Annotated in this window: 20 protein-coding genes, 1 tRNA gene and 1 pseudogene; 11 read left to right on the top strand and 11 right to left on the bottom strand. The window is 69.2% G+C overall.

Going from position 1 to position 24,220, the window contains the following annotated elements; translation table 11 throughout:
- Positions 1-163 precede the first annotated feature (163 nt).
- Positions 164-1,060: a hypothetical protein gene (locus tag OG737_RS06350; RefSeq protein ID WP_405921265.1), complete on the bottom strand. Its 897-nt coding sequence runs from the start codon at positions 1,058-1,060 to the stop codon at positions 164-166.
- 152 nt (positions 1,061-1,212) lie between these two features.
- On the opposite strand from OG737_RS06350, the gene OG737_RS06345 reads away from it, so the two are divergent.
- The 7 genes from OG737_RS06345 to OG737_RS06315 all read left to right on the top strand — a co-directional run bounded on the left by OG737_RS06345 (position 1,213) and on the right by OG737_RS06315 (position 10,190).
- Positions 1,213-1,965 carry a S1 family peptidase gene (locus OG737_RS06345; RefSeq protein WP_405680071.1) on the top strand — a complete coding sequence of 251 codons (753 nt, stop codon included), beginning with the start codon at positions 1,213-1,215 and terminating at the stop codon, positions 1,963-1,965.
- Between the two features lie 376 nt (positions 1,966-2,341).
- Positions 2,342-2,665 carry a chorismate mutase gene (locus OG737_RS06340; protein WP_328925146.1) on the top strand — a complete coding sequence of 108 codons (324 nt, stop codon included), beginning with the start codon at positions 2,342-2,344 and terminating at the stop codon, positions 2,663-2,665.
- A gap of 107 nt (positions 2,666-2,772) precedes the next feature.
- On the top strand, positions 2,773-5,289 hold the full coding sequence (gene pepN, locus OG737_RS06335) for an aminopeptidase N (RefSeq protein WP_328925145.1): 2,517 nt from the start codon (positions 2,773-2,775) through the stop codon (positions 5,287-5,289).
- A gap of 178 nt (positions 5,290-5,467) precedes the next feature.
- Entirely contained in the window at positions 5,468-6,865 is a 1,398-nt protein-coding gene (locus OG737_RS06330; RefSeq protein ID WP_328925144.1) for an aminotransferase class V-fold PLP-dependent enzyme, read from the top strand.
- Positions 6,862-8,271: a SidA/IucD/PvdA family monooxygenase gene (locus OG737_RS06325; RefSeq protein WP_328925143.1), complete on the top strand. Its 1,410-nt coding sequence runs from the start codon at positions 6,862-6,864 to the stop codon at positions 8,269-8,271. Before OG737_RS06330 ends, OG737_RS06325 begins: the two co-directional genes overlap by 4 nt.
- Before the next feature lie 216 nt (positions 8,272-8,487).
- Complete coding sequence (locus OG737_RS06320; protein WP_405922402.1) at positions 8,488-9,570, top strand: IS630 family transposase; 1,083 nt, start codon at positions 8,488-8,490, stop codon at positions 9,568-9,570.
- A 32-nt stretch (positions 9,571-9,602) separates the two neighbouring features.
- Positions 9,603-10,190: a DUF1963 domain-containing protein gene (locus tag OG737_RS06315; protein ID WP_328925142.1), complete on the top strand. Its 588-nt coding sequence runs from the start codon at positions 9,603-9,605 to the stop codon at positions 10,188-10,190.
- A gap of 119 nt (positions 10,191-10,309) precedes the next feature.
- Here OG737_RS06315 and OG737_RS06310 read toward each other — a convergent pair whose 3' ends face one another.
- Entirely contained in the window at positions 10,310-12,094 is a 1,785-nt protein-coding gene (locus OG737_RS06310) for a 5'-nucleotidase C-terminal domain-containing protein (RefSeq protein WP_328925141.1), read from the bottom strand.
- 128 nt (positions 12,095-12,222) lie between these two features.
- On the opposite strand from OG737_RS06310, the gene OG737_RS06305 reads away from it, so the two are divergent.
- Positions 12,223-12,924 carry an SIMPL domain-containing protein gene (locus OG737_RS06305; RefSeq protein ID WP_328925140.1) on the top strand — a complete coding sequence of 234 codons (702 nt, stop codon included), beginning with the start codon at positions 12,223-12,225 and terminating at the stop codon, positions 12,922-12,924.
- A gap of 171 nt (positions 12,925-13,095) precedes the next feature.
- Positions 13,096-14,523, top strand: coding sequence for a pyruvate kinase (gene pyk, locus OG737_RS06300; protein WP_328925139.1), 1,428 nt, complete (start codon positions 13,096-13,098; stop codon positions 14,521-14,523).
- Between the two features lie 74 nt (positions 14,524-14,597).
- On the opposite strand, the gene OG737_RS06295 is transcribed toward pyk, so the two are convergent.
- Positions 14,598-14,849 (bottom strand): EF-hand domain-containing protein, encoded by a 252-nt coding sequence (locus OG737_RS06295; RefSeq protein ID WP_328925138.1) that lies wholly within the window; start codon positions 14,847-14,849, stop codon positions 14,598-14,600.
- Between the two features lie 84 nt (positions 14,850-14,933).
- Positions 14,934-15,257 carry an antibiotic biosynthesis monooxygenase gene (locus OG737_RS06290; RefSeq protein WP_328925137.1) on the bottom strand — a complete coding sequence of 108 codons (324 nt, stop codon included), beginning with the start codon at positions 15,255-15,257 and terminating at the stop codon, positions 14,934-14,936.
- Positions 15,258-15,369: 112 nt separating this feature from the next.
- Here OG737_RS06290 and OG737_RS06285 point away from each other — a divergent pair, with 112 nt between their 5' ends.
- Entirely contained in the window at positions 15,370-16,335 is a 966-nt protein-coding gene (locus OG737_RS06285; protein WP_328925136.1) for a helix-turn-helix domain-containing protein, read from the top strand.
- Here the strand turns inward: OG737_RS06285 and OG737_RS06280 are convergent.
- Together OG737_RS06280 and OG737_RS06275 are read right to left on the bottom strand one after the other, a co-directional pair.
- Positions 16,332-17,085 (bottom strand): annotated as a pseudogene (locus tag OG737_RS06280) (transcriptional regulator). The gene OG737_RS06285 and the pseudogene OG737_RS06280 overlap by 4 nt on opposite strands.
- 108 nt (positions 17,086-17,193) lie before the next feature.
- Positions 17,194-17,267: transfer RNA gene (locus OG737_RS06275), tRNA-Leu, on the bottom strand.
- Positions 17,268-17,364: 97 nt separating this feature from the next.
- Between OG737_RS06275 and OG737_RS06270 the strand changes: the two genes are divergently transcribed.
- Positions 17,365-18,018: a response regulator gene (locus OG737_RS06270; RefSeq protein ID WP_328925135.1), complete on the top strand. Its 654-nt coding sequence runs from the start codon at positions 17,365-17,367 to the stop codon at positions 18,016-18,018.
- Positions 18,019-18,075: 57 nt separating this feature from the next.
- Here the strand turns inward: OG737_RS06270 and OG737_RS06265 are convergent, their stop codons facing one another.
- The 5 genes from OG737_RS06265 to OG737_RS06245 all read right to left on the bottom strand — a co-directional run bounded on the left by OG737_RS06265 (position 18,076) and on the right by OG737_RS06245 (position 23,770).
- Positions 18,076-18,792, bottom strand: a complete 717-nt coding sequence (locus OG737_RS06265) for an ABC transporter ATP-binding protein (RefSeq protein WP_328925134.1) — start codon at positions 18,790-18,792, stop codon at positions 18,076-18,078.
- Entirely contained in the window at positions 18,789-19,730 is a 942-nt protein-coding gene (locus tag OG737_RS06260) for an ABC transporter ATP-binding protein (RefSeq protein WP_328925133.1), read from the bottom strand. Before OG737_RS06260 ends, OG737_RS06265 begins: the two co-directional genes overlap by 4 nt.
- Before the next feature lie 5 nt (positions 19,731-19,735).
- Positions 19,736-21,457: an ABC transporter permease subunit gene (locus OG737_RS06255; RefSeq protein ID WP_328925132.1), complete on the bottom strand. Its 1,722-nt coding sequence runs from the start codon at positions 21,455-21,457 to the stop codon at positions 19,736-19,738.
- A 5-nt stretch (positions 21,458-21,462) separates the two neighbouring features.
- Positions 21,463-22,395, bottom strand: coding sequence for a branched-chain amino acid ABC transporter permease (locus OG737_RS06250; protein ID WP_328925131.1), 933 nt, complete (start codon positions 22,393-22,395; stop codon positions 21,463-21,465).
- A gap of 139 nt (positions 22,396-22,534) precedes the next feature.
- Positions 22,535-23,770, bottom strand: coding sequence for a branched-chain amino acid ABC transporter substrate-binding protein (locus OG737_RS06245; RefSeq protein WP_328925130.1), 1,236 nt, complete (start codon positions 23,768-23,770; stop codon positions 22,535-22,537).
- Between the last annotated feature and the right edge of the window lie 450 nt (positions 23,771-24,220).

The following is a 24,220-nucleotide window of genomic DNA, read 5'->3' as shown; positions in this document are numbered from 1 at the left end:
GGCCAGATCCGACTCCATGTCTACTGGCTGGTAGGAAACTTTTCGTGGCTGGATGATGAATCCCCGTGGATCTTGGTGAATCGCAGCGGATTGTGGTGGATCGGCGGGGACGGCGAGCGGCGGATCGCGGTGGACGGCGAGCGGCGGATCGCCGGGAACGCGCCTACGTGTCGCACTCCAGCACCGTGCGGCACAGCCCGCACCGCGCCCGGAGCGGCCCGCGCACCGCGACCCGCAGTCGCTGCCCGCACACCGGACAGGGGAAGTTCACCCGCAGCCCCGGACCGGCGCCGTCCGCCTCGAAGCGGTACGCCGACCCGTCCGCCGGGAGCGCCCCGGTGCGCCGTGCCTTCGCGTACCGGCGCCGCGCCTGCGGTCCGGCGGCCGCGAGCGGGGCCCGGCGCCGCTCCCGCTCGGCCAGGGCGCGGCCGCGCACGTAGGCCTCGTACGCCTGCGGGCTGGTGAACCAGGTGGAGGGGTCCTCGCCGAACAGGCCGGCGCGCCGTGCCAGGACGTAGCCGAACTCCTCCGGGGTGAGGTAGCCGAGCTTCTGGTGGGTGAGCGCGTCCTCGCGGTAGGCGTCGAGCAGCAGCCAGCCGGCGCCGAGGTAGGCGGCGGCGGTGTCGGTGAGGATCTCGTTCTCCGCGGTGGTGGGGAAGCCCAGGCCCAGCCGGTGCAGCAGGACGTGGGTGACCTCGTGGGCCAGGGCGGCGGCCAGGTCGCGCCGGTGCGTGCGGAAGCGGTCGCTGACCTCGACGAAGTACTCGGGACCCGCGGCCAGTTCCACCGAGGCGGCGTCCCGCATCGGCCGGAAGGCGACCACCATGCGCGCGTCGGGCAGCCGCAGCGCGCGCACCATCGCGGAAGCCACCCGGTGGGCCCCCAGGTGCAGGTCCTCGTCGGCGCCGAAGGCCGCGTCGGCGGGGGCGAAGCTCGTGTCGTAGGCCCGGATCCCGTCGGGGGACAGGCGGCGGAACAGCGCCGTGATCGCCGCGCGGACCGTCTCCAGATGCGGAAATCCGTGCTCGACCGGGCTGCTGTGCCTGCTGTTCTGCGTCATGCCGCCCCCGGGGCCGGAAAGTGTCCGAAAACGCGTTCTTGATGCCCGTCATACGTTCGATGTGTCATGGACTCGTCATTCACCCAATGACGCGCACGGCCCAACCCCCCACGAAAGGCAGTGTGTTGACTGTGAGCACCCTTGTGCGGTTCATGAAACGAACCCTCGCGATCGGCGCGGTCGCCCTCGCCGCCGTCAGCCTCCAGCCCACCAGCGCCGGAGCCTCCACCGCACCCGTCGTCGGCGGCACCCGCGCCGCCCAGGGCGAGTTCCCCTTCATGGTGCGCCTCTCCATGGGCTGCGGCGGCGCCCTCTACACCCAGCAGATCGTCCTGACCGCCGCCCACTGCGTGAACGGCTCCGGCAACAACACTTCCATCACCGCCACCGCCGGAGTCGTCGACCTCAACAGCTCCAGCGCCATCAAGGTCAAGTCCACCAAGGTCCTCCAGGCCCCCGGCTACAACGGCTCCGGCAAGGACTGGGCCCTGATCAAGCTCGCCCAGCCCATCAACCAGCCCACCCTCAAGATCGCCGAGACCAAGCAGTACGACAACGGCACCTTCACCGTCGCCGGCTGGGGCGCCACCCGCGAAGGCGGCGGCCAGCAGCGCTACCTGCGCAAGGCCACCGTCCCCTTCGTCTCCGACGCCAGCTGCCAGGCCTCGTACGGCAGCTCCCTCGTCCCGGCCGAGGAGATCTGCGCCGGCTTCGACGCGGGCGGCGTCGACACCTGCCAGGGCGACTCCGGCGGCCCGATGTTCCGCCGCGACAGCGCGAACGCCTGGATCCAGGTCGGCATAGTCAGCTGGGGCCAAGGCTGCGCCCGGCCCGACTACCCCGGCGTCTACACCGAGGTCTCCACCTTCGCCGCCGCGATCAAGAGCGCCGCGGCCACCCTGTAGCACTCGCACCGCGTCCTTCCGGCCGGGCCGGAACCGGCCGGAAGGACGCGGAGGCGGCGACGGCGATGAGGGCGGCCCCGACATCACCCGGCGCCCCTTCGGCCAGGACGCACCGCGCATCGTCATCGTCACCACCTTCGACCTCGCACATGTCCGCGCGGCGCTCCACGGCGGAGCATCCGGCTCCCTCCTGAAAGACGTCGGCCCGGCCGTGCAGGTTGAAGCGGTACGGGAACGCCCCGGCGGCACCCCCACCGCGGCCCCACCCCCGAAGGCGGCCGGCTCGGCACCGCGACCCCGCCCCCGTGACCAGAACCCGTCTCACGGACCGACTGCCCGAGGAAACACCCGCGCCCGCCACGTATTCTCGGGAACCATGAACAACAGCGACATCGACAACGGGATCGACGAGTACGTCGCCGCCGAACTCGCCCGCCTGCGGGACAGCATCGACAACATCGACGCGGCCGTCGTCCACATGCTCGCCGAGCGCTTCAAGTGCACCCAGCAGGTCGGCCACCTCAAGGCCCGGCACCAGCTGCCCCCGGCCGACCCCGGCCGCGAGGCCAGCCAGATCGCCCGGCTCCGCCAGCTCGCCGAGAACGCCAAGCTCGACCCGGCCTTCGCCGAGAAACTCCTCAACTTCATCATCGCCGAGGTCATCCGCCACCACGAGACGATCGCTGCCGGCGAAGAGTGAGCGGCCTCGGGGAAGTAGGGCACGTCCCCGTACCCCACTTCCCCGAGGCCGCTTAGCCCGCGCTTAGCCCCTGGGGGACGCCGCCGCCGTCAGGCAGCATGGGCCTCATGTCCGCACTGACGCGCAACGAAGCGCAGCTCCGAGCCCAGCTCCTCGACGTCCACCACTACGCCGTCACCCTCGACCTCACCGGCGACGACGACACCTTCGACTCCACCACCGTCATCCGGTTCAGCGCCCGCACCGCCGGAGACACCTTCCTGGAGCTGAAACCGGACGAACTGCGCTCCGCGGCCCTCGACGGCCACCCCCTCGACCCGGCCGCCCTCGACGGCAGCCGCTTCCCCCTCACCGGCCTCACCGAGGGCCCCCACGAGCTGCACCTCGACACCCGCATGCGCTACTCCCGCACCGGCGAGGGCCTGCACCGCTTCACCGACCCCGCGGACGGCCAGACGTACGTCTACAGCCAGATGTTCATGGACGACGTCCAGCGGGTCTTCCCGGCCTTCGACCAGCCCGACCTCAAGGCCGTCTTCGAGTTCACCGTCACCGCCCCCGCGCACTGGACCGTCCTCGCCAACGGCATCACCACCCGCACCGGGGAGCGCGACAGCGACGGCGCCGGCATCTGGCGCTCCGCCCCGACCCCCGTCATCTCCACCTACCTCGCCGCCGTCGCCGCCGGCCCCTGGCACAGCGTGACCACCGAGCACGCCGGACTGCCCTTCGGCATCCACTGCCGCCGGTCCCTCGCCCCCCACATGGACGCCGACGCCGACGAGATCCTGTCCATCACCAAGGACTGCTTCGACCGCTACGCGCAGAAGTTCACCGAGCCCTACCCCTTCGACTCCTACGACCAGGCCTTCGTACCCGAGTTCAACGCCGGAGCCATGGAGAACCCCGGCCTCGTCACCTTCCGCGACGAGTTCATCTACCGCTCCGCCGTCACCGACACCGAACGCCAGACCCGCGCCATGGTCATCGCCCACGAGATGGCCCACATGTGGTTCGGCGACCTCGTCACCCTCGCCTGGTTCGACGACATCTGGCTCAACGAGTCCTTCGCCGAATACATGGGCTACCAGACCCTCACCGAAGCCACCCGCTTCACCGACACCTGGACCGAATTCGGCGTCACCCGCAAAGCCTGGGGCTACGACGCCGACCAGCGCCCCTCCACCCACCCCGTCGCCCCCGACCCCGACGACGTCCCCGACACCGCGTCCGCCCTCCTCAACTTCGACGGCATCTCCTACGCCAAGGGCGCCTCCGCCCTGCGCCAGCTCGTCGCCTGGCTCGGCGAGAAGGACTTCCTCGCCGGCATCAACACCCACTTCGCCCGCCACAAGTTCGCCAACGCCTCCCTCGCCGACTTCGTCGACTCCCTCGCCGCCCACACCGACCGCGACGTCCACGCCTGGGCCGAGATCTGGCTGCGCACCACCGGCATCGACACCCTCACCCCGCGCATCGAGGAGAGCACCGACGGCGCTCCCGGCTGGACCCTCACCGTCGACCGCCACGGCAGCCGCCCCCACCACATCGCCGTCGGCGTCTACGACCACGACCCCGCCGACGCGGGCCGCCTGCACCTGCGCGAACTCCTCGACCTCGACGTACCGTCCGGCGAAGTGGTGTCCGAGAGCGGCCCCCGCCCCGCACTCCTCGTCCTCAACGACGGCGACCTCAGCTACGCCAAGGTCCGCCTCGACGAAACCTCCGTCGAAACCGTCCTGCGCGGCCTCTCCCGCATCCCCGAACCGCTCACCCGCGCCGTCGTCTGGAACTCCCTGCGCGACATGGTCCGCGACGGCGAACTCGACCCCCGCGACTACCTGGCGACCGCCGAGGCACACCTGCCCGAGGAACACGACCTGGCCATCGTCCAGGGCGTCCTCACCTTCGCCCGCACCCAGATCGCCACGCGCTACGTCGCCCCCGCCGACCGGACCGCGGCGCTGGCCACCATCACCTCCATCGGCCGCGCCCTGCTCCGGCGCTCCGAGGACGGCTCGGACCCCGGGCTGCGGCTGACCGCCGTACGGACCCTCATCGACAGCGCCACCCAGCCCGAGACCGTGGCCGCCTGGCTCGCCGACGACTCCGTCCCCGGCGGCCCCGAACTCGACCCCGAGCTGCGCTGGCGCATCCTCGCCCGGCTGGCCGTCCTCGGCGCCGTGGGAGAGGCCGAGATCGACGCCGCGCTCGCCGCCGACCCCAGCGCCACCGGTGAGGAAGGCGCCGCCCGCTGCCGCGCCGCGCTCCCCACGGCACACGCCAAGGCCGCGGCCTGGGACCGCCTCTTCCACGACGACAGCCTGTCCAACTACCTCCTCAGCGCCACCGCCCAGGGGTTCTGGCAGCCCGAACAGGCCGATCTCGTACAGGAGTACGTGGAGCGGTTCTACCCGGAGGCCGTCGCCCTCGCCGGCCGCCGCGGGCCCGCCATCGGCGAGGCGATCGGACGCTGGGCCTTCCCCGCGTACGCCGTCGACGAGGCCAACCTCCAGGCCGGCCACGCCTGTCTCGCGGGCCCGGACATCCTCCCGCTCCTGCGCCGCAAACTGGTCGACCAGCTCGACGACCTGGCACGCGCACTGCGGGTCCGCACCGCGTAGCCCCGCAGTTCCGGGACGGGCCAGGGGCGGGGGGAGCTCCCCCCGCCCCTGGCCCCGCCAGGGCGGCGGCCGGAAATCGACGCCGGACGGACCCCGGCGGTTACCCCATTCGGGTCGGATCGTTGTACCGGCCGGGTGCCCACCACCCTGCCACGGACCAACGCCCCGGAGGACCCGGATGACCGCGCCGCCCGGTACGCCGACCCCGCCGCCCCCCCTCGCCGGCGGCCCCGGCGGCGCCGAAGCCATGCGGCCCCTCCTCGACACGGTCCTCGACGCCCTGCACAGCGGAGCCCGGGAGCGCGGCGGGCCGCTCCCGGCCGGCGGGCCGGACGGGCTCGCGGCCCGCGTCCAGGCCGCACTGGGCGACGTACTCCCCGAACACGGCACCGGGGACCACGAGGCGCTCCGGACCCTCGTGCACACCCTCGCGGCCGGCGCCGCAGACCCCGCCGACCCCCTCTGCGCAGCCCACCTGCACTGCCCGCCCCTCGCCGTCGCGGCCGCCGCCGACCTCGCCGCCAGCGCCCTCAACCCCTCCCTCGACTCCTGGGACCAGGCCCCCGCCGCCTCCGCGATCGAAGCCCTCCTCACCCGCGCCCTCGCCGCCGAGTTCTACGACACCCCCCACGCCGACGCCCTCGTCACCACCGGCGGCACCGAAGCCAACCAACTGGCGCTCCTCCTCGCCCGCGAACGCCACGGACCCGGGCTCACCGTCCTGCACGGTGCCAACGCCCACCACTCCGTCCCCCGCGCCGCCTGGCTCCTCGGCCTGCCCCCCGCCGTCGCCGTCCCCACCCCCACCGGCACCCTCGACCCCGCCCGCCTCGCCGAAACCCTCGCCGCCACCCCCGGCCCCGCCCTCGTCACCGCCACCGCCGGCACCACCGACGCCGGACTCATCGACCCCCTCCACCGCATCGCCGACCTCTGCGACCGCCACGGCGCCGACCTCCACATCGACGCCGCGTACGGGGGACCACTGGCACTCAGCCCCCGCCACCGCGACAAACTCGCCGGACTCGACCGCGCCCACTCGATCACCGTCGACCTGCACAAACTCGGTTGGCAGCCCGTCGCCGCAGGCCTCCTCGCCGTCCCCGACACCGCCCTGCTCGCCCCCCTCGCCCACCAGGCCGACTACCTCAACGCCACCGACGACACCGAAGCCGGCCTGCCCGACCTCCTCGGCCGCTCCCTGCGCACCACCCGCCGCCCCGACGCCCTCAAGATCGCCACCACCCTGCGCGCACTCGGCCGCGACGGCCTCGCCCGCCTCATCGACCACACCTGCGAACTCGCCCACCACCTCGCCGCACTCCTCGACGCCCACCCCGGCTTCGAACTCCACGCGGCCCCCACCATCACCACCGTGCTCTTCAGGCCCACCCACGCCGATGACACCCAGGTCGCCACCCTGCGCCGCACCCTCCTGCACGAAGGCCGCGCCGTCCTCGGCCGCACCCACGCCGACGGCCGCCTGTGGCTCAAAGCCACCCTGCTCAACCCCCACACCACGGCGGGGGACCTGGACACCCTCATCGCCCTCCTGGAAGGCAGCGCCCACCGATGACCGCCCAGCTCGATGCACCCCACGACCTCGTCGGAATCGGCATCGGCCCCTTCAACCTGTCCCTAGCGGCCCTCGCCCACGGCCTGCCGCACCAAGGAGCCGGCGAACTCGCCACCGCCTTCTACGACCAGCGCCTCGACTTCCGCTGGCACCCCGGACTCCTCATCGACGGAGCCACCCTCCAAGTCCCCTTCCTCGCCGACCTGGTCACCCTCGCCGACCCGGCCAGCCCCTGGAGCTTCCTCAACTACCTCAAACACAGGGAACGGCTCTTCCCCTTCTACTTCGCCGAGCAGTTCCACATCCAGCGCGCCGAATACGACGCCTACTGCCGCTGGGTCGCCGGCCGCATCCCCGGACTCCACTTCGGCCACCAGGTCGACGCCGTCCGCTGGAACCCCGAACACGACCTCTTCGAAGTCGACTTCACCCAGCTCGACGACGACGGCGAAGCCGAAGCCCTCGGCCGCACCTACACCCGCAACCTCGCCCTTGGCATCGGCACCGCCCCCTACGTCCCCGAACCCCTGCGTACCCTCGCCGAAGCCCCCACCGTCCCCGTCATCCACTCCGCCGACTACCTCGACAACCGGCAGCGCATCCTCGGCGCCGAACACGTCACCGTCATCGGATCAGGCCAGTCCGGCGCCGAAGTCTTCCTCGACTTGCTGCGCGCCCGCCCCGCCGGCCGCGAACGCCTCACCTGGCTCGCCCGCACCCCCTCCTTCGCCCCCATGGAGTACTCCAAACTCGGCCTCGAACACTTCACCCCCGACTACACCCGCTACTTCCACGCCCTCCCCGAACCCGTCCGCGACAAGCTCGTCCCCGCCCAATGGCAACTCCACAAAGGCATCGACGCCGACACCATCGCCGCCATCCACGAAGAGCTCTACCGCCGCACCCTCCACGGCGGCTGGCCCGACACCGTCCTCACCCCCGGAGTCAGCGTCCGCACCGCCGGCCGCGTCGCCACCACCAAAGTCGAACTCCACCTCGAACACATCGAGCAGGGCGCCCGCTCCCGCATCACCACCGACGCCGTCATCCTCGCCACCGGCTACCGCGAACGCCCCCTCGGCCGCCTCCTCGCCGCACTCGACCCCTACCTGCGCAAGGACTCGGACGGCCGCCCCCGCATCGACGACCGCTACCGGATGATCACCGACCCCGCCGTCACCGGCAGCATCTTCGTCCAGAACGCCGAACGCCACAGCCACGGCGTCGGAGCCCCCGACCTCGGCCTCGCCGCCTGGCGCAGCGCCACCATCCTGAACACCCTCACCGGCAAGAACCCGTACCCCCAGCCCGAACGGACCGCCTTCACCACCTTCGGCCTCGAACAGCGGGAGCACACCCGCCCCCGGCCGGCAGGCGAACTCCGCCCCCTCGTCGACCACCCATAGGCCCTGTCGTCAAAGTCCCGCCTGGCCCGCGACGCCCAGCACCGCACCTCGCCGCGTTGTCGGGGCGCCCAAGTACGTCCAGTACTCGGGCGCCCTTCCGCCTTGCGATGCACGGCACCGGACGCCGCGGGCCCTACCGGCGCTGCTTTGACGACAGGACCTAGTGTTCTGAGTCTTGAGTTCTGTTCAGATGTGTAGGGTTGGCCTATGGCGCGGATGGGGCGGCCGAAGGCCGAGTTGACGCTGTCGGACGAGGAACGGGTCGCACTGGAGGGGTGGGTGCGGCGTCGTTCCACGCCGCAGGCGTGGGCTTTGCGGTGCCGGATCATCCTGGCCTGCGCCGAGGGTGTCTCGAACAAGGACGTGGCCGTCCGTCTCGGATCAACGCCTCAGGCGGTCGGCCGTTGGCGGGCCCGTTTCGTGCAGTACCGGATCGCGGGCCTGGGAGACATGCCGCGTTCCGGCGGCCCCAGATCGGTGACGGACGAGCAGGTTACCGCGGTGGTCACCAGGACCTTGGAGTCCAAGCCGAAGAACGCGACGCACTGGTCGACGCGGTCGATGGCGAAGGAAATGGGCCTGTCCCAGTCCTCGGTCTCACGGATCTGGCGGGCGTTCGGCCTGCAGCCGCACCGCTCGGAGACCTTCAAGCTGTCGACCGACCCGTACTTCGTCGACAAGGTCCACGATGTCGTCGGCCTCTATCTGGACCCGCCCGAGCGGGCGCTGGTGTTCTGCGTGGACGAGAAGTCGCAGATCCAGGCCCTGGACCGGTCCCAGCCGGTGCTGCCGATGATGCCCGGGGTCCCGGAGCGGTCAACGCACGACTACGTCCGGGCCGGCACGACCACCCTGTTCGCCGCACTCAACGTGGCCACCGGCAAGGTGATCGGCTCCCTGCACCGCCGCCATCGGGCCGAGGAGTTCAAGAAGTTCCTGGTCAAGCTCGACAAGGAAGTGCCGGCAGGCCTGGACGTCCATCTGATCTGCGACAACTACGCCACCCACAAGACCCCGGACATCAAGAAGTGGCTGCTCGGCCACCCCCGGTTCCACCTGCACTTCACCCCGACCGGGTCGTCCTGGCTGAACCTGGTCGAGCGATGGTTCGCCGAACTCACCAACAAGCAGATACGGCGAGGCGTCCACAAGTCAGTCCAGGCCCTCGAGAAGGACATCCGTGACTGGATCGCCGCCTGGAACACCGACCCCAAGCCCTACGTCTGGACCAAGACCGCAGACGAGATCCTCGAACGCCTCGCCAGCTATCTGAACAGAATTCCCGACTCAGAAGACTAGGGCCCACCACGCCCGCCGCGTACATTCCCGGCATGACGATGCTCCTCCTCGACGGCGGGCCGGTCGCCCCCGACGCACCGGTCACCCGCACCGGCGGCGTACCCCTCGCCCCCGCCGAGACCACATGGCCGGCCTGCGCGGCGTGCGCCGCACCCCTGCAGTTCCTCGCCCAGATCCACCTCGGCGACCTCCCCGGCACCGCCACGCCCTCCCCGGGCGTACTGGCCCTGTTCATGTGCGCGAACCGGCCCGGACGGTGCGAACAGTGGAGCCCGACCGCGGGCGGCAACCTCGCCCTCCTGCTGCCGGCCGACGGCCTGGAACCCGTACCGGCCCCCGACGCGGACGAGGACCTGCTCGGACTCGGAGCCGTCCGCGCCGCCGTACCCGCCACCACGGCACCGGCCGCCGCCACGGTCCTGGGCCGGCTCGGCGGCACACCCCAATGGCTCCAGGACGAGGAGACACCCCGCTGCCCCGGCTGCGCGCGCCCCATGGACTTCGCCGCCGAACTGACGGAAGGCCCCGACCCCGTCACCGCCATGAACTTCGGCTCCGGCCGCGCCTACGCACACACCTGCACCCCCTGCGGCCGCGCGGCACTCCTCTGGCAGTGCTGACCGCCTGACCGGCGGCATCACCCACGACGCCCCACCCGCACCCCGGGCCCGGCGCCGGCCCCACGCAGACGGCCGGGACCCGCCACGGCAGGCCCCGGCCGCACACCACCGCGAACGGACTAGAACACCGGCACCCCGGCCCGCGTCAGACGCCAGTCCACCGAAGCGAACTGCGACGGGTCGACCGTCCCCTTCGCCTTCACCCACTGGATGATCGTGTTGCGGATCTCGTCCGAGTTCGCCCACAGCTGCTTCGCCTGCGGCACGTGCGGGAACGCCCCGCCACCCGACGCCCGGTAGTTGTTCACCGCCAGTACGAACTGCCCCGCCGGATCCAGCGGCTTGCCCTGGAACGACAGACCCGAGATCCGCGAACCCACCGGCTGCGCGATGTCGATGTCGTACGACAGCCCGTACACGGAGTCGTAGTTGTAGTCCGGCGTGCCCTCGGAATTGGTCAGCTTCGCCGGATCCACCACGTCACCGGGCGCCGTCCGCACGTAGTACCTCGCCGAGTACTCCAGATAGTCCTTCAGCTGCGCACCGGTGAGCAGCCGCGCCTCCATGGTGTTCTCGAACGGATACAGACCGGCCGCGTCCTTGATCGTCACCTGCCCGGCCGGGATCGACGCCGTCCGCGAGAAGCACGACGCCTGCGACAGCACCGGCAGCGCCGCCCACTGCGTACCGGACAGCGCCGCCTTCACCGTCTCCGCCTGCACGTGGTTGATCAGGTCGATGATCGCCACGTCCTTGAACGGGCCCTCCGCCGACGACATCGCCTGCGTCGAGGTGCCTATCACCTGGTTCACGTACGCCACGACCTTGCGGTGCTCGTCCGACAGCAGCCCCGTGATCTTCGGATCCTCCGCGGCCGTGTTCGAGTTCAGCACCCTCGCCGCGACCTTCGCCACCGACCAGCGGCCCTTCGCCCACGTCAGCTCGAAGTCGAACAGCGTCAGGCGCTGCCCCCACTTCAGCGGCTCCGACAGCACCACGTCCTTGCCGGTCGCCTTGTTCTTCACCCGGTACTCGGGAATCTCCGTGTGCGCGTGCCCCACCAGGATCGCGTCGATCCCCGGCACCTGCTCCGCCACCAGACCCGCCGCGTTCTCGACGTACGGCAGCTGGTCACCGTAGGACGACAGCCCGCTCGACCCCGAGTGCGCCGACACGATCACCACGTCCGCACCCATCGAACGCAGCTTCGGAACGTACTTCGCCGCCTGCTCCTCCAGGCCCGGGAACGTCATCTTTCCCTGCACGTTCGCCTTGTCCCAGATCGCGATACCCGGGTTCGTCAGCCCCAGCACCGCCACCTTCACGTCCCGCCCGTGCGGAGTCCGCAGCCGGTGCATGCTGTACGGCGGGAACGCCGGCCGCAGCGTCTTCGCGTCCAGCGCGTTCGCGCCCAGCAGCGGGAAATCGCACTGCTCCTCGAACTTGCGCAGCACCGGAATGCCGTAGTTGAACTCGTGGTTCCCCAGCGCCGCCGCGTCATAGCCGATCGCGTTCATCGCCTGCGCCATCGGGTGCACCGGACCCCGCCGCGCCGTGATCGGATCCACCTTCGCGTAGTAGTACGAAAGCTGCGTGCCCTGGATCGTGTCACCCGCGTCGATCAGCAGCGTGTTGCACCGCCCCTTCTCCGCACGCACCTGGTTCACCAGGGTCGAGATCTTCGCCAGACCGACGTCGTTGTGCGCCTTGTCGTCGAACTCCTTGTCCGTGAAGTAGTCCCAGTTGAAGACATTCCCGTGCAGATCGGTCGTACCCATCACCGTGAACGCATACGTACGCGGACCCGCCTGCGCGGCCGCCGGGGTGCTCGTGGCCCCCGCCAACGCCACGGCCGCACCTGTCGCGGCCGTGGTCCCCAGAAAAGTCCTGCGGTCGAACGCCATGCCATCTCCCCTTTTGAGGCGTGAACAACGCGCGTAGATTCTGACCCACGGGTAACAAGCAGCAACACCCCCACCAGGTTTCGATCCGATGACCACACCCGTACGAGCGACGGTGCGAGAGTGAAACCATGACCCAGGACGCATCGCACCAGCCCTACGGAACCCCCGAAGTACCCCGCGTCGCCGTCCGCGGCGAAGCCCGCATCGAAGTCGACCCCGAGATCGCCCGCATCGGCATCACCGTCAGCGCCCGCGGAACCGACCGGCGAACCGCCCTCGAAGACCTCACCCGCCGCAACAACGCCGCCCTCGACCTCATCAAGAGCTACGGCGACCCCGTCGAAAAACTCGAAACCGGCGCCTTCTCCATCAGCCCCGAACTCACCCGCCACGGCCGCGGCGAACGCATCCGCGCCTACCACGGACGCGTCCACATCACCGCCGAACTCAGCGACTTCACCGCCCTCGGCGAACTCACCACCCGCCTCGCCGACCTCGAACTCACCCAGATCGACGGCCCCTGGTGGGCCCTGCGCCCCACCTCACCCGCCCACGGCCAGGCCCGCCGCCAAGCCGTACTCGAAGCCGTCCAGCGCGCCCGCGAATACGCCGAAGCCCTCGGCGCCCGCCTCGCCGCCCTCGTCGAACTCGCCGACCTCGGCGCCGAGAACGCCGCCCCCTTCCAAGGCGCCCCCGGCGCCACCATGCGCACCATGGCCTTCAGCGGCTCCGAAGACGCCGGCGCCCCGCCCCTCGACCTCGAACCACAGCGCCAGACCATCTACGCCCAGGTGAACGCCCGCTTCACGATGACCCCGCCCCAACTGTGAGGCACAGCTCCGAAATGCAGCCCTGAAAGCCCACCACCGGACGCCCCGGGGGTGCTCATCGGAGCACCCCCATGCACATTCAACAGTTGTCAACAACCTTTTGCCCAAAGGTTGTTGAGTGGACACCCGGAACCAATTTCCTACTGCCTGGTAGGGGAATACGCTCGCCTCATGCGCCGAGCGAAAATCGTATGTACCCTGGGCCCCGCCACCGACTCATACGACCAGATCAAAGCCCTGGTCGAAGCCGGAATGGACATCGCCCGCTTCAATCTCAGCCACGGCACCTACGCCGAACACGAAGAGCGCTACCTGCGCGTACGCAAGGCCTCCGACGAGACCGGCCGCAGCGTCGGCATCCTCGCCGACCTTCAAGGCCCGAAGATCCGCCTCGGCCGCTTCCGCGAAGGCCCCGTACTCCTTGAACGCGGCGACGAGTTCACCATCACCGTCGAAGACCACGAAGGCGACCGCCACACCTGCGGCACCACCTACAAGGGACTCGCCACCGACGTCACCCCCGGCGAACGCATCCTCGTCGACGACGGCCGCGTCACCCTCGAAGTCACCGGAATCTACGGCCCCCGCGTCCACACCCTCGTCGTCGAGGGCGGCATGGTCTCCGACCACAAGGGCCTCAACCTCCCCGGCGTCGCCGTCTCCGTACCCGCCCTCTCCGAAAAGGACATCGACGACCTCCGCTGGGCCCTGCGCACCGGCGCCGACGTCATCGCCCTCTCCTTCGTCCGCAGTGGCCGCGACATCGAAGACGTCCACCGCATCATGGACGAAGAAGGCCGCCGTCTCCCCGTCATCGCCAAGATCGAAAAGCCCCAGGCCGTCGAGAACATCGACGACATCGTCGCCGCCTTCGACGGCATCATGGTCGCCCGCGGCGACCTCGGCGTCGAAATGCCCCTGGAACAAGTCCCGATCGTCCAGAAGCGCGCCGTCAAACTCGCCAAGCGCAACGCCAAACCCGTCATCGTCGCGACCCAGATGCTCGACTCGATGATCGAAAACTCCCGGCCCACCCGCGCCGAAGCCTCCGACGTCGCCAACGCCATCATCGACGGCACCGACGCCGTCATGCTTTCGGGCGAAACCAGCGTCGGCAAATACCCCGTCGAAACCGTCCGCACCATGTCACGGATCGTCGAAGCCGCCGAAGAAGACATCCTCGACAAGGGCCTCCCGCCCCTCACCGAACGCAACAAGCCCCGCACCCAAGGCGGAGCCGTCGCCCGCGCCGCCGCCGAAATCGGCGACTTCCTCGACGCGAAATTCCTCATCGCCTTCACCCAGAGCGGAGACACCGTCCGCCGGCTCTCCCGCTACCGCTCACCCATCCCCCTGCTCGCCTTCACCCCCGACCCCGCCACCCGCTCCCAGCTCAACCTCACCTGGGGCGTCGAAACCTTCCTCGGCCCCCACGTCGACTCGACCGACGCCATGGTCGCCCAGGTCGAAGAAGAACTCCTGCGCATCGGCCGCTGCGTGACCGGCGACGTCGTCGTCATCACCGCCGGCTCGCCCCCCGGCGTCACCGGCTCCACCAACCTCGTCCGCGTCCACCACATCGGCGACGCCGTCCGCTAGCACGTCACACGCACCGCGTCGGGCCGGGAAAGCGCCCGCCCGACGCGGACACGCCGAGACGAGCCCCTACAGCCCTACCAGCCGAACCGGCGATCGACCACCGCGGCGAACTCCTCGAAGCTCAAGACCTCGTCCCCGTTCGCGTCAGCCGCATCGAACAGAGCCGACGAAGCATCCTCATCCCCCACCGCCCAGACCGGCAACACCCCCTCGGCGGCAAGCGTCGGCCCCTTCGACCGCAAAGCCGTGATCACCTCCAGCCGGGTCAGCTCACCGTCCTGGTTGAGATCCAGCGCATCGAACAGCTTGCGAGCCTTCTCGCTCATCACGCGGTCCCCTTCTCCTATGCCTGGACCTCAACCTACGCCGCCCCGAACCCACCCGGACAACGGCCCCACGGACAGACAGCCCTAGGCGAGTTTGGCCGCCAGAACGTCCACCGGCACGATCTCCGGCGCCTCCGCCAACAGATGCGGCGCCCGCTCCATCAGCGCCGCCGCGATCCTGCCCTGCAAGTGCGCCGTACGATCCTCGTCACTGCCGAACGCATCGAAGATCCCGAACGTCGTCGGACCCATGCGCAGAGCGAACCACACCGTGGTGAACGCCTCCTCCTGCGCCAGGGCAAGAGCCCCCGTGAGCAGCTCCTCCACATCCTTCACGTGCTCCGGCTTCGCCTCGATCCGGGCGAGCAGACCGAGGCGGACGGAATCAGTGGACAAGGCCTTGGACATCGCGTTTCTCCTTCGTCAGGGCGCCGGCCGCGCCGTTCGTCGAGATCAACGTATGGCCGCGCCCACCGCCCCACCCAGTGGCAGATCCGACGCGTCCTTTACCGTTTCCGACATGAAGATCTCGGTACTGGTCACGGACGGACTCTTCGACTCCGGACTGGCCACCGTCGTCGACGTACTGCAGATGGCCAACGAACTGAGGGCCGAACTGCCCCAGCCCCCACCACCCTGGGAACTCACCCGCGTCAGCCCCCACGGCCCCATACGCACCGCCGCCGGACACACGATCGAAGCCGTACCCCCAGCAGACGCCCCGCACCCCGACCTCCTCGTCGTACCCGGCGCAGGCCCCAAACAGCCCGAACCCCTCCTGAACTGGGTGGCCGCACCCGAGCGCCAACCCGAACGCAACACCATCCAGCAGGCCCACACAGCCGGCATCCCACTCGCCGCCGCCTGCACGAGCACCTTCCTGCTCGCCGAAACCGGAGTACTCGACGGACTCACCGCCACCACCAGCTGGTGGCTCGCCCCCGCATTCCGCCGCCGCTACCCCCACGTCACCCTCGACGAAAGCCACATGCTCACCCACGCCGAAGGCGTCACCACCGCCGGCGCAGCCATGGCCCACCTCGACCTCGCACTCGCCCTCGTCCGCCGCACCAGCCCCGCACTCGCCGACCTCACCGCCCGCTACCTCGTCGTCGACGACCGCCCCACCCAGGCCGGATACGCCATCCCCAGCCACCTCGCCCGCACCGACCCCACCGTCGGAGCCTTCGAACGCTGGATACGAGAACACATCGACCAACCGCTCACGATGCCCGAAGCGGCCCGCGCGGTCGGCGCCAGCGAACGCACCCTCCAACGCGCCGTGGACCGCGTACTCGGCATCTCACCCCTCCGCTTCGCCCAGACCATCCGCCTCGAACAAGCCGCCCACCTGCTCCGCACCACCGACCTCCCGACCGAAGCCGTCGCCCGCCGCGTGGGCTACGAGAACGCCTCGACGCTCACGACCCTGCTCAGGCAGCGCCTCGGCACCACCCCGGGCCGGCTGCGGAGCCCCGGGCTCTAGTGCTTGGGCCCGATGTGGGCGTCCATCAGCGCCGCGGAGTCCTTCCGGGCGATGGAGACGTTGAAGGGGTCGCTGCCCCGGGCGAGGATGGTCCACTGGACGCCGACCTTGGTGAGCGTGTCGGTACAGAGCCTCCGGATGTCGTCGGACTTGTTGGTGAAGAAGTACCGCGGGTACTCATAGCGCTTCTTGACGCCGCCGACCATGCGGGTGGTCCAGTTGGTGATCCGGCACCCGTCTGAGTGAATGAGGCCCCGGATGAACTCCCAGGGGTGAGCGTCGACGATCTCCTGCTGCCAGCCTTCGAGGGCGATCCGCCGCTCGTGCTTCTTGCCGGGCCCGTGCTGCGGGAACAGGCACGTCCAGTGCCGTCCGTAGCTGGTGACGGCGACGCACCCTTGCCGCTGCAGGACGTAGACCTTGTCGGACGGGCGGACCACAAGAATCGCCGCGCGGCACTGCTCGATGAGGCCGGGCCAAGCGTCAGCGCAGGCGATGCGGAGGTAGTATCCGCCGCGCGAGGGGGCTGATGCAGCCGTCACCGAGATAGAGGCCGAGGAGATAGGCGTATGCGGCCGGGTCGGGTGGGCTCTCACATGGCGTGTGATTCATACGGGGGAGGGGTTCGATGCGAACCCGCCAGGCGCGGATGGCGGCCCGGGATATCCCCGTTTCCTTGCTGACGGAATTCAGGCTCCGCCCACGACCGAGAAGGGTTAGCGCGTGCCGCCGAGTTGCCAGATCGTACATGTGGGCGACAGTGCGGAAGATCCTCTGGATGCGCGCCCGTTTCCCGACAGATTCCCCCGAAAGGGGAAGACTTGCCGCTGCGGCGTGACCTTGGAATTCAAGGAAAGGTGCCCCAGGTGGGATTCGAACCCACACTGTCCGCTGTTTGAGAGCGGCCTCTCTAACCGTTGGAGTACTGGGGCCTTCAAAACGAAGGTTCGGGGGAACCCTGCGTGGCACCACCTTACAGGAGCTCGGTAGGCTCGGGGGAGCTGTTATGCCCCGCAACGAGGAGCCTCCGTGACCGCCGAGCACGAGTCGACGCCCACGCCCGACGCCGACCAGTCGCACGTTCCGCCGCTGACGACCCGCGTCGTCATCGCCGAGGACGAGGCGCTCATCCGTCTCGACCTGAAAGAGATGCTGGAGGAAGAGGGGTACGCCGTCGTCGGTGAGGCCGGGGACGGCCAGACGGCCGTCGAGCTGGCCCGCGAGCACCGCCCGGACCTCGTCATCCTCGACGTGAAGATGCCCGTCCTGGACGGGATCTCCGCCGCCGAGAAGATCGCGGAGGAGTCCATCGCCCCCGTACTGATGCTGACCGCGTTCTCGCAGCGCGACCTCGTCGAACGCGCCCGTGACGCCGGTGCCATGGCGTACCTCGTGAAGCCGTTCAGCAAGAGCGACGTCGTGCCGGCCATCGAGATGGCGGTGTCCCGCTTCGCCGAGCTGAAGGCGCTGGAGAAGGAGGTCGCCGACCTCTCCCTCCGGCTGGAGACGCGCAAGCTCGTCGACCGTGCCAAGAGCATCCTGCAGACCCAGTACGGGCTCACCGAGCCCGCGGCGTTCCGCTGGATCCAGAAGACCTCCATGGACCGCCGCATGTCCATGCAGCAGGTCGCCGAGGCGGTCATCGAGGACGCTGAGGAGAAGAAGCAGAACGCCGGTCAGTAGACGCGGACATGCGTGAGGCCCGCCTCCCCCCGAGGGGAGGCGGGCCTCACACGTTTGTCAGTCCTCGCCGAGGTAGGCCTTGCGGACGTCCTCGTTGTGGAGGAGGTCCTGGCCGGTGCCGGAGAGAACGATCTTGCCGATCTCCATGACGTGCGCCTGGTCGGCGAGCGAGAGCGCCGCCTGGGCGTTCTGCTCGACGAGCAGGATGGTCATGCCCGAGGCCTTGAGCTCTTTGATGGTCGCCATGATCTTCTGCATCATCAGCGGGGAGAGACCCATGGAGGGCTCGTCCAGCATGAGGAGCTTGGGCTGGGACATGAGCGCGCGGCCCATGGCGAGCATCTGCTGCTCACCGCCCGAGAGGGTGCCGGCGGCCTGCTTGCGGCGTTCGCCCAGGATGGGGAACATCTCGTAGGCGCGCTGGATGTCCTTCTCGATGCCGTCCTTGTCGGTGCGCAGGAAGGCGCCGAGCTGGAGGTTTTCGGCGATCGTCAGCCGGGGGAAGATGTGGCGTCCCTCGGGGGAGTGGGCGAGGCCCAGGGAGACGATCTTGTGGGCGGGGACGGAGGCGAGGGGCTGTCCGCCGAAGGTGATGCTGCCGCTCTTGGGCTTGAGGAGCCCGGAGAGGGTGCGCAGGGTGGTCGTCTTGCCGGCGCCGTTGGTGCCGACGAGGCAGACGATTTCGCCTTCGTTGACCTCGAAGGAGATTCCCTTGACGGCTTCGATCTTGCCGTAGGCGACTTTGAGGTCTTCGACCTTGAGCATTGCGGTCACTTGGCCTCTCCTTCCGTGCTGGTGGTGCTGGTGGTGCTGTCCGCTGCCGCGTCTTCGTCCGTGGCTTCGTCCGTGGCCTCGGCTTCGGACTGTGCTTCGGCGGCGGCTTCGGCTGCCTCGACCTCGGCGACTTCTTCCGCGCCGGGGTCGCCCTCGAAGGGGGTGCCGAGGTAGGCGGCGATGACGCGCTCGTCGCCCTGGACCTCTGCGGCCGTGCCTTCGATGAGCTTCTCGCCCTGGACGAGGCAGGCGACGCGGTCGCACAGGTTGAAGATGAAGCGCATGTCGTGCTCGATGACGAGGACGGCGATGCCCATGTCGCGGATGGCGAAGATGAGCTCTTCGGCCGCTCGCGTCTCCTGCGGGTTCATGCCGGCGGTGGGCTCGTCCAGGAGGATGAGACCGGGGTCGCTGGCAAGGGCGCGGGCGATTTCGAGCTTGCGCTGCTCGCCGTAGGGGAGGTTCTTGGCGAGGTGGCCGGCCTTGTTCTGCAGGCCGATGAACTCGAGGAGTTCCATGGCGCGTGCTTCGCTGGCGGCTTCGGCCTTCTTGAAGCCGGGGCCGCGCAGCAGGGCGGACCAGAGGCCTTCCTTGGTGCGGGTGTGGCGTCCGACGAGGACGTTCTCCAGCACGGTCATGTTGTGGAAGAGCCGGATGTTCTGGAAGGTGCGGGCGATGCCGGCCGCGGTGACCTTGTGGGGCGTGGGCGGCAGGACGGTGCCCTTGTAGCTGACGCTGCCCTCGGTGGGGACGTACAGCCCGGTGAGGCAGTTGAAGAAGGTGGTCTTGCCGGCGCCGTTGGGGCCGATGAGGCCGACGATCTCGCCGGCGTTGACCTTGAGGTCGACGCCCTTGACGGCGGTGAGGCCGCCGAAGCGCATGGTGACGCCGCTGGCTTCGAGAACGGTGGTCTTGGTGGTGGTGTCTGTGGTGGTCATGTCGTTCACGCCCCCGCCTTGGCGGTGGCCAGGTCCGTGGGGGCCTGGTCAGCGGTGTCGTCGTGGAACTCGAGCTGCGCGCGCTTGTTGGCGATGAGGCCTTCGGGGCGGAAGCGCATGAGCAGGATGAGGGCGATGCCGAAGGCGAGGAGCTGGTAGTCCTGGAGGAAGGCCAGCTTCGCCGGGATCAGGAAGAGCAGTGCGGCGCCGAGGATGGGGCCGCGGATGGTGCCCATGCCGCCGAGGATGACGGCGGCGAGGAGGAACGCGGAGTTCGGCGGGACGGGCCCGGCGAAGACGTAGTTCTCGGGGACGACCGTGCTGTTGACGTGTGCTTGGACGGTGCCGGCGAGGCCGGCGAGGGTGGCGCCGAGGGCGAAGGCGATGAGCTTGACCTTGAAGCCGTTGATGCCCATGGCTTCGGCGGCGGTCTCGTCTTCGCGGATGGCGACCCAGGCGCGGCCGATGCGGCTGTTGCCGGCGCGGGAGAAGACCAGTACGACTACGGCCATGACGAGGAGCATCAGGAAGTAGTAGTTGGCGTAGGCGCCGAGGACGATGCCGCCGACGGTGTGCGACTCCCCGAAGTTCCACCCGAAGAGGTCGAGGTGGGGGATGTTGGGGATGCCGTTCGGGCCGTTGGTGATGTCCGGGCCGGAGTCGCCGTCGAGGTTGCCCATGGCGATGCGGAAGATTTCTCCGAAGCCGAGGGTGACGATGGCGAGGTAGTCGCCGCGCAGGCGCAGGGTCGGTGCACCGATGATCACGCCGAAGACGAGCGAGGCGAGTGCGCCGACGATGACCGCTGCCCAGAAGGGCAGGTGGATGCCGAAGGCGGAGGCGGTGCTGCCGGAGACCAGGGCGGCGGCGTAGGCGCCGACACCGAGGAAGGCGACGTATCCGAGGTCGAGGAGGCCGGCGAGGCCGACGACGACGTTGAGGCCGAGGGCGACGGTCGCGAAGATCAGGATGTTGACCGCGATGAGCGTGTAGGTGTCGCCGCTCTGCTGGATGAACGGGAAGGCGATCGCGGCGGCCGCGGTGCCGAGGAGCGTGACCTGGCGGTGCTTCGCGGTGAGGCTGCCGAGCCGGTCGAAGAGGCCGGCCTTGAGGAGGGCGAAGCCCGCGATGCCGACGGTGAGCAGGTAGGTGACGAAGAGCTGCGGTTCCTTGTCATCGGTGTCGATGCCGAAGGTGATGACGTAGAGGCCGAGGGCGAAGACGCCGGTGATGATGAGGATCTCGGCCCAGGCGGGCAGCTGCTTGGCGGGGGACGCCTTGTGGCTGTCGTCGGGGAGCTTGTACGCGGCGAGGGCCGGGATGAGCGAGCCGACGAGGGCGACGTAGGCGCCGGGCTCCAGGTGGACGAAGCCGCCGAGGACCACGGCGATGGCGATGACCGTGAACCAGGTGCCGGCGAGGGTGGCGAGCGCGAGGATCCATACGGGCTTGCGGGCGCCGGTGGGGGTGAGCCAGCGCAGGCCCTTGACGCCGAGTGCGGAGAGCGCGAAGGCGGCGGTCAGGAGTCCGGCGATCAGGCTGAGGGACTGGATGGGCGCCGGGCTGCCGTAGTAGGTCAGGTCACCGGGGAACTCGTCGGTCCAGGTCCACGCGAGGAAGGCGCTGATGACGGTCAGGAGGCTGCCGCCGATGACCGCGTAGAGGAGCGCGGCGGGGGCGGTGCCCTGCTTGGCGGCGGCGGTCTGCGGGGTGGTGTTGGTGGTCATGGTTCTCACGCCCGATCCGCGACGCGCTCGCCGAGCAGGCCTTGTGGCCGCACGAGGAGGACGACGATGAGGAGTACGAACGCCCAGACGTTGGACCAGGCTCCACCGCCGAGCTGCGACATGCCGGGGATGTCTTCGATGTATGCGATCGAGAGGGCTTCGGCGAGGCCGAGGACGACGCCGCCGACCATGGCGCCGTAGATGTTGCCGATGCCGCCGAGGACGGCTGCGGTGAAGGCCTTCAGTCCGAGGATGAAGCCCATCTCGAAGTTGATCTGGCCCTTGTCGAGGCCGTAGGCGACGGCGGCGACGGCGGCGAACGCGGCACCGATGGCGAAGGCCATGACGATGATGCGGTCGGTGTTGATGCCCATCAGCTTCGCGGTGTCGGGGTCCTGCGCGGTGGCCTGCATGGCGCGGCCGCTGCGGCTCTTGGAGACGAAGACGCCGAGGGCGAGCATGCAGAGCGGGGCGAGGATGAGGACGAAGAGGTCCGCGCGCTGGATGGCCAGGCTGTCGGTGATCTTGAAGGCGGCACCCTTGAACTCAGGGAAGCTGACTGCCTTCTTGGCGTCCGGGTAGAACTGCCAGACGAGCTGCTGGAGCGCGATCGAGAGGCCGATTGCGGTGATGAGCGGGGCGAGCCGTGGGGCGCTGCGCAGGGGGCGGTAGGCGAAGCGTTCGGCTGCGGTGGCGACGAGGACCGAGGCGAGTGCGCCTCCGACGATCATGACTGGTATCGCGATCAGCAGGGAGGTGCCGGTCGGGAGGATGGCGTAGGCGGAGAGCGCGCCGAAGCCGCCGATCATGAAGATCTCGCCGTGGGCGAAGTTGATGAGCTGGACGATGCCGTAGACCATGGTGTACCCGATGGCGATGAGGCCATAAAGGGCACCGAGGGCAAGGCCGTTGGCCAGCTGTTGCGGCAGTTCGTGCACCGCAGGGCCTCCGATGAGCGTGTCGGATAAGACTCCGCGCGAGGGCGCTGTTTGCGCCCTCGCGCGGCTGGTTCTTTTTGAGGGGGTCAGGCCGTCGGTTCAGACCGGCCCGGGGGTCCCGGCTGGCGGGACGTGGGGATTACTGGTTGAAGGTGTCGCTCTTGACGTCGATCCACTTGCCGCCCTCGACCTTGTAGACCGTGAGCTGCTTGTTGGTGGTGTCGCCGTACTGGTCGAACGCGACCTTGCCGGTCACGCCCTCGAAGGAGACCTTGCCGAGAGCCTCGACGACCTTGGCGCGGGCGTCGGTGGGCAGCTTGCCGCTGTTGGCGGCGACGACGGCCTTGACGGCCTGGATGACGGACCAGCCGGCGTCGTAGGAGTAGCCGCCGTAGGCCGCGTACGGGTCCTTGTAGCCGGCAGCCTGGTAGTCGGCGATGAAGGTCTTGGCGGTGGGGAGCTTCTCGACCGGGTAGCCGATGGAGGTGGAGAGGTCGCCCTCGTTGGCCTCGCCGGAGGCGGTGATGAAGGCGGGGTCCTGGATGCCGTCGCCGCCCATGAGCGGGATGTTGGCGCCGGTCTTCTTGATCTGGTCGGCGAGCAGGCCGCCCTCGGGGTACTGGCCGCCGAAGTAGACGGAGTCGGCACCGGAGGACTTGACCTTGTCGGCGGTGGAGGAGAAGTCGGTCTCCTTCACGGTGACGTGGTCGGTGCCGACGACCTCGCCGCCGAGCTTCTTGAACTCGTCGGAGAAGATCGCGGCCAGGCCGGCGCCGTAGGTCTGCTTGTCGTCGACGACGAAGACCTTCTTCTTGCCGGCGTCCTTGAAGAGGTACTGGGCGGCGAACTTGCCCTGGACCACGTCGGTGGCGGCGGTGCGGAAGTAGGTGTCGAAGGGGCGCTTGAACTCGCCCTTGCCCCAGTTGTCGCCCTGGCTGAGCGCGGGGTTGGTGTTGGCGGGCGAGACCTGCGCCAGCTTGGCGGAGGCGAAGACGCCCTGCATCTGCTGGGCGACGCCGGAGTTCAGCGGGCCGACGACGCCGACGACGTCCTTGTTGCCGACGAGCTTGGTGGCGTTGGCCTGACCGGAGGCGGGGACCGCCTGGTCGTCGAGGGCCTCGACCTTGAACTCGATGCCGGGGACCTCGTTGTTCTTGTTGGCCGTCTTGGCCGCGAGGTCGACCGAGTTCTTGATGCCCTGGCCGAGGGCGGAAAGCGAGCCGGTGAGGGGGGCGTCCACGCCAATGACGACGACGGTCTTCTTGCCGTCGGTCTTGTCCCCGGACTTAGCCTCGTCGCGCGATCCGCAGGCGGTGAGGGTCAGTGCACCCGTGGTGATCACGGTGGTGAGGACGAGCAAAGAACGGTGTCGCACGATTCTTCCTTTCCCTGGCGCGGCTCCCTCTGTGAGGTGCCGTTCGGTCGCCGGGCCGCACTGGGATGTACAGCGGCCGTGCTGGTCGCGCCCAGCGGCGCGGTGACTGGCCGTGACTCTAGGCCCGAGGTGGTGAACACGGGGAGCAGAGAAAGGAGGATGTGACGCTCTTGTTATGCCAAGGCCAAGAATGCGTGGTGGGAGTGTGGACAAAACGGACGTTTTGCGACACCTGGGAATGTCCGCATCGTGAGAATTACCTGCTTCCCTAAGGGGCTTGAGGCCTTCATGCACCTGTCTTAGATCAAATTGCGCCAAATGTGGCTGCATGTGTCCGGAAGAATTCACCGTGTGGCCATTCCCAGGGGAAAAGGCGGGATTACATACGACGTGACCATTACGCAGAGTGATGCGCGAGGGTGGGCAAGGGTGATCCATTTGGCCCGGATG

It is taken from the genome of Streptomyces sp. NBC_00122, from assembly GCF_045160845.1.
Taxonomy (GTDB): domain Bacteria; phylum Actinomycetota; class Actinomycetes; order Streptomycetales; family Streptomycetaceae; genus Streptomyces.
This window is presented reverse-complemented; position numbering and strand designations above follow the sequence as displayed.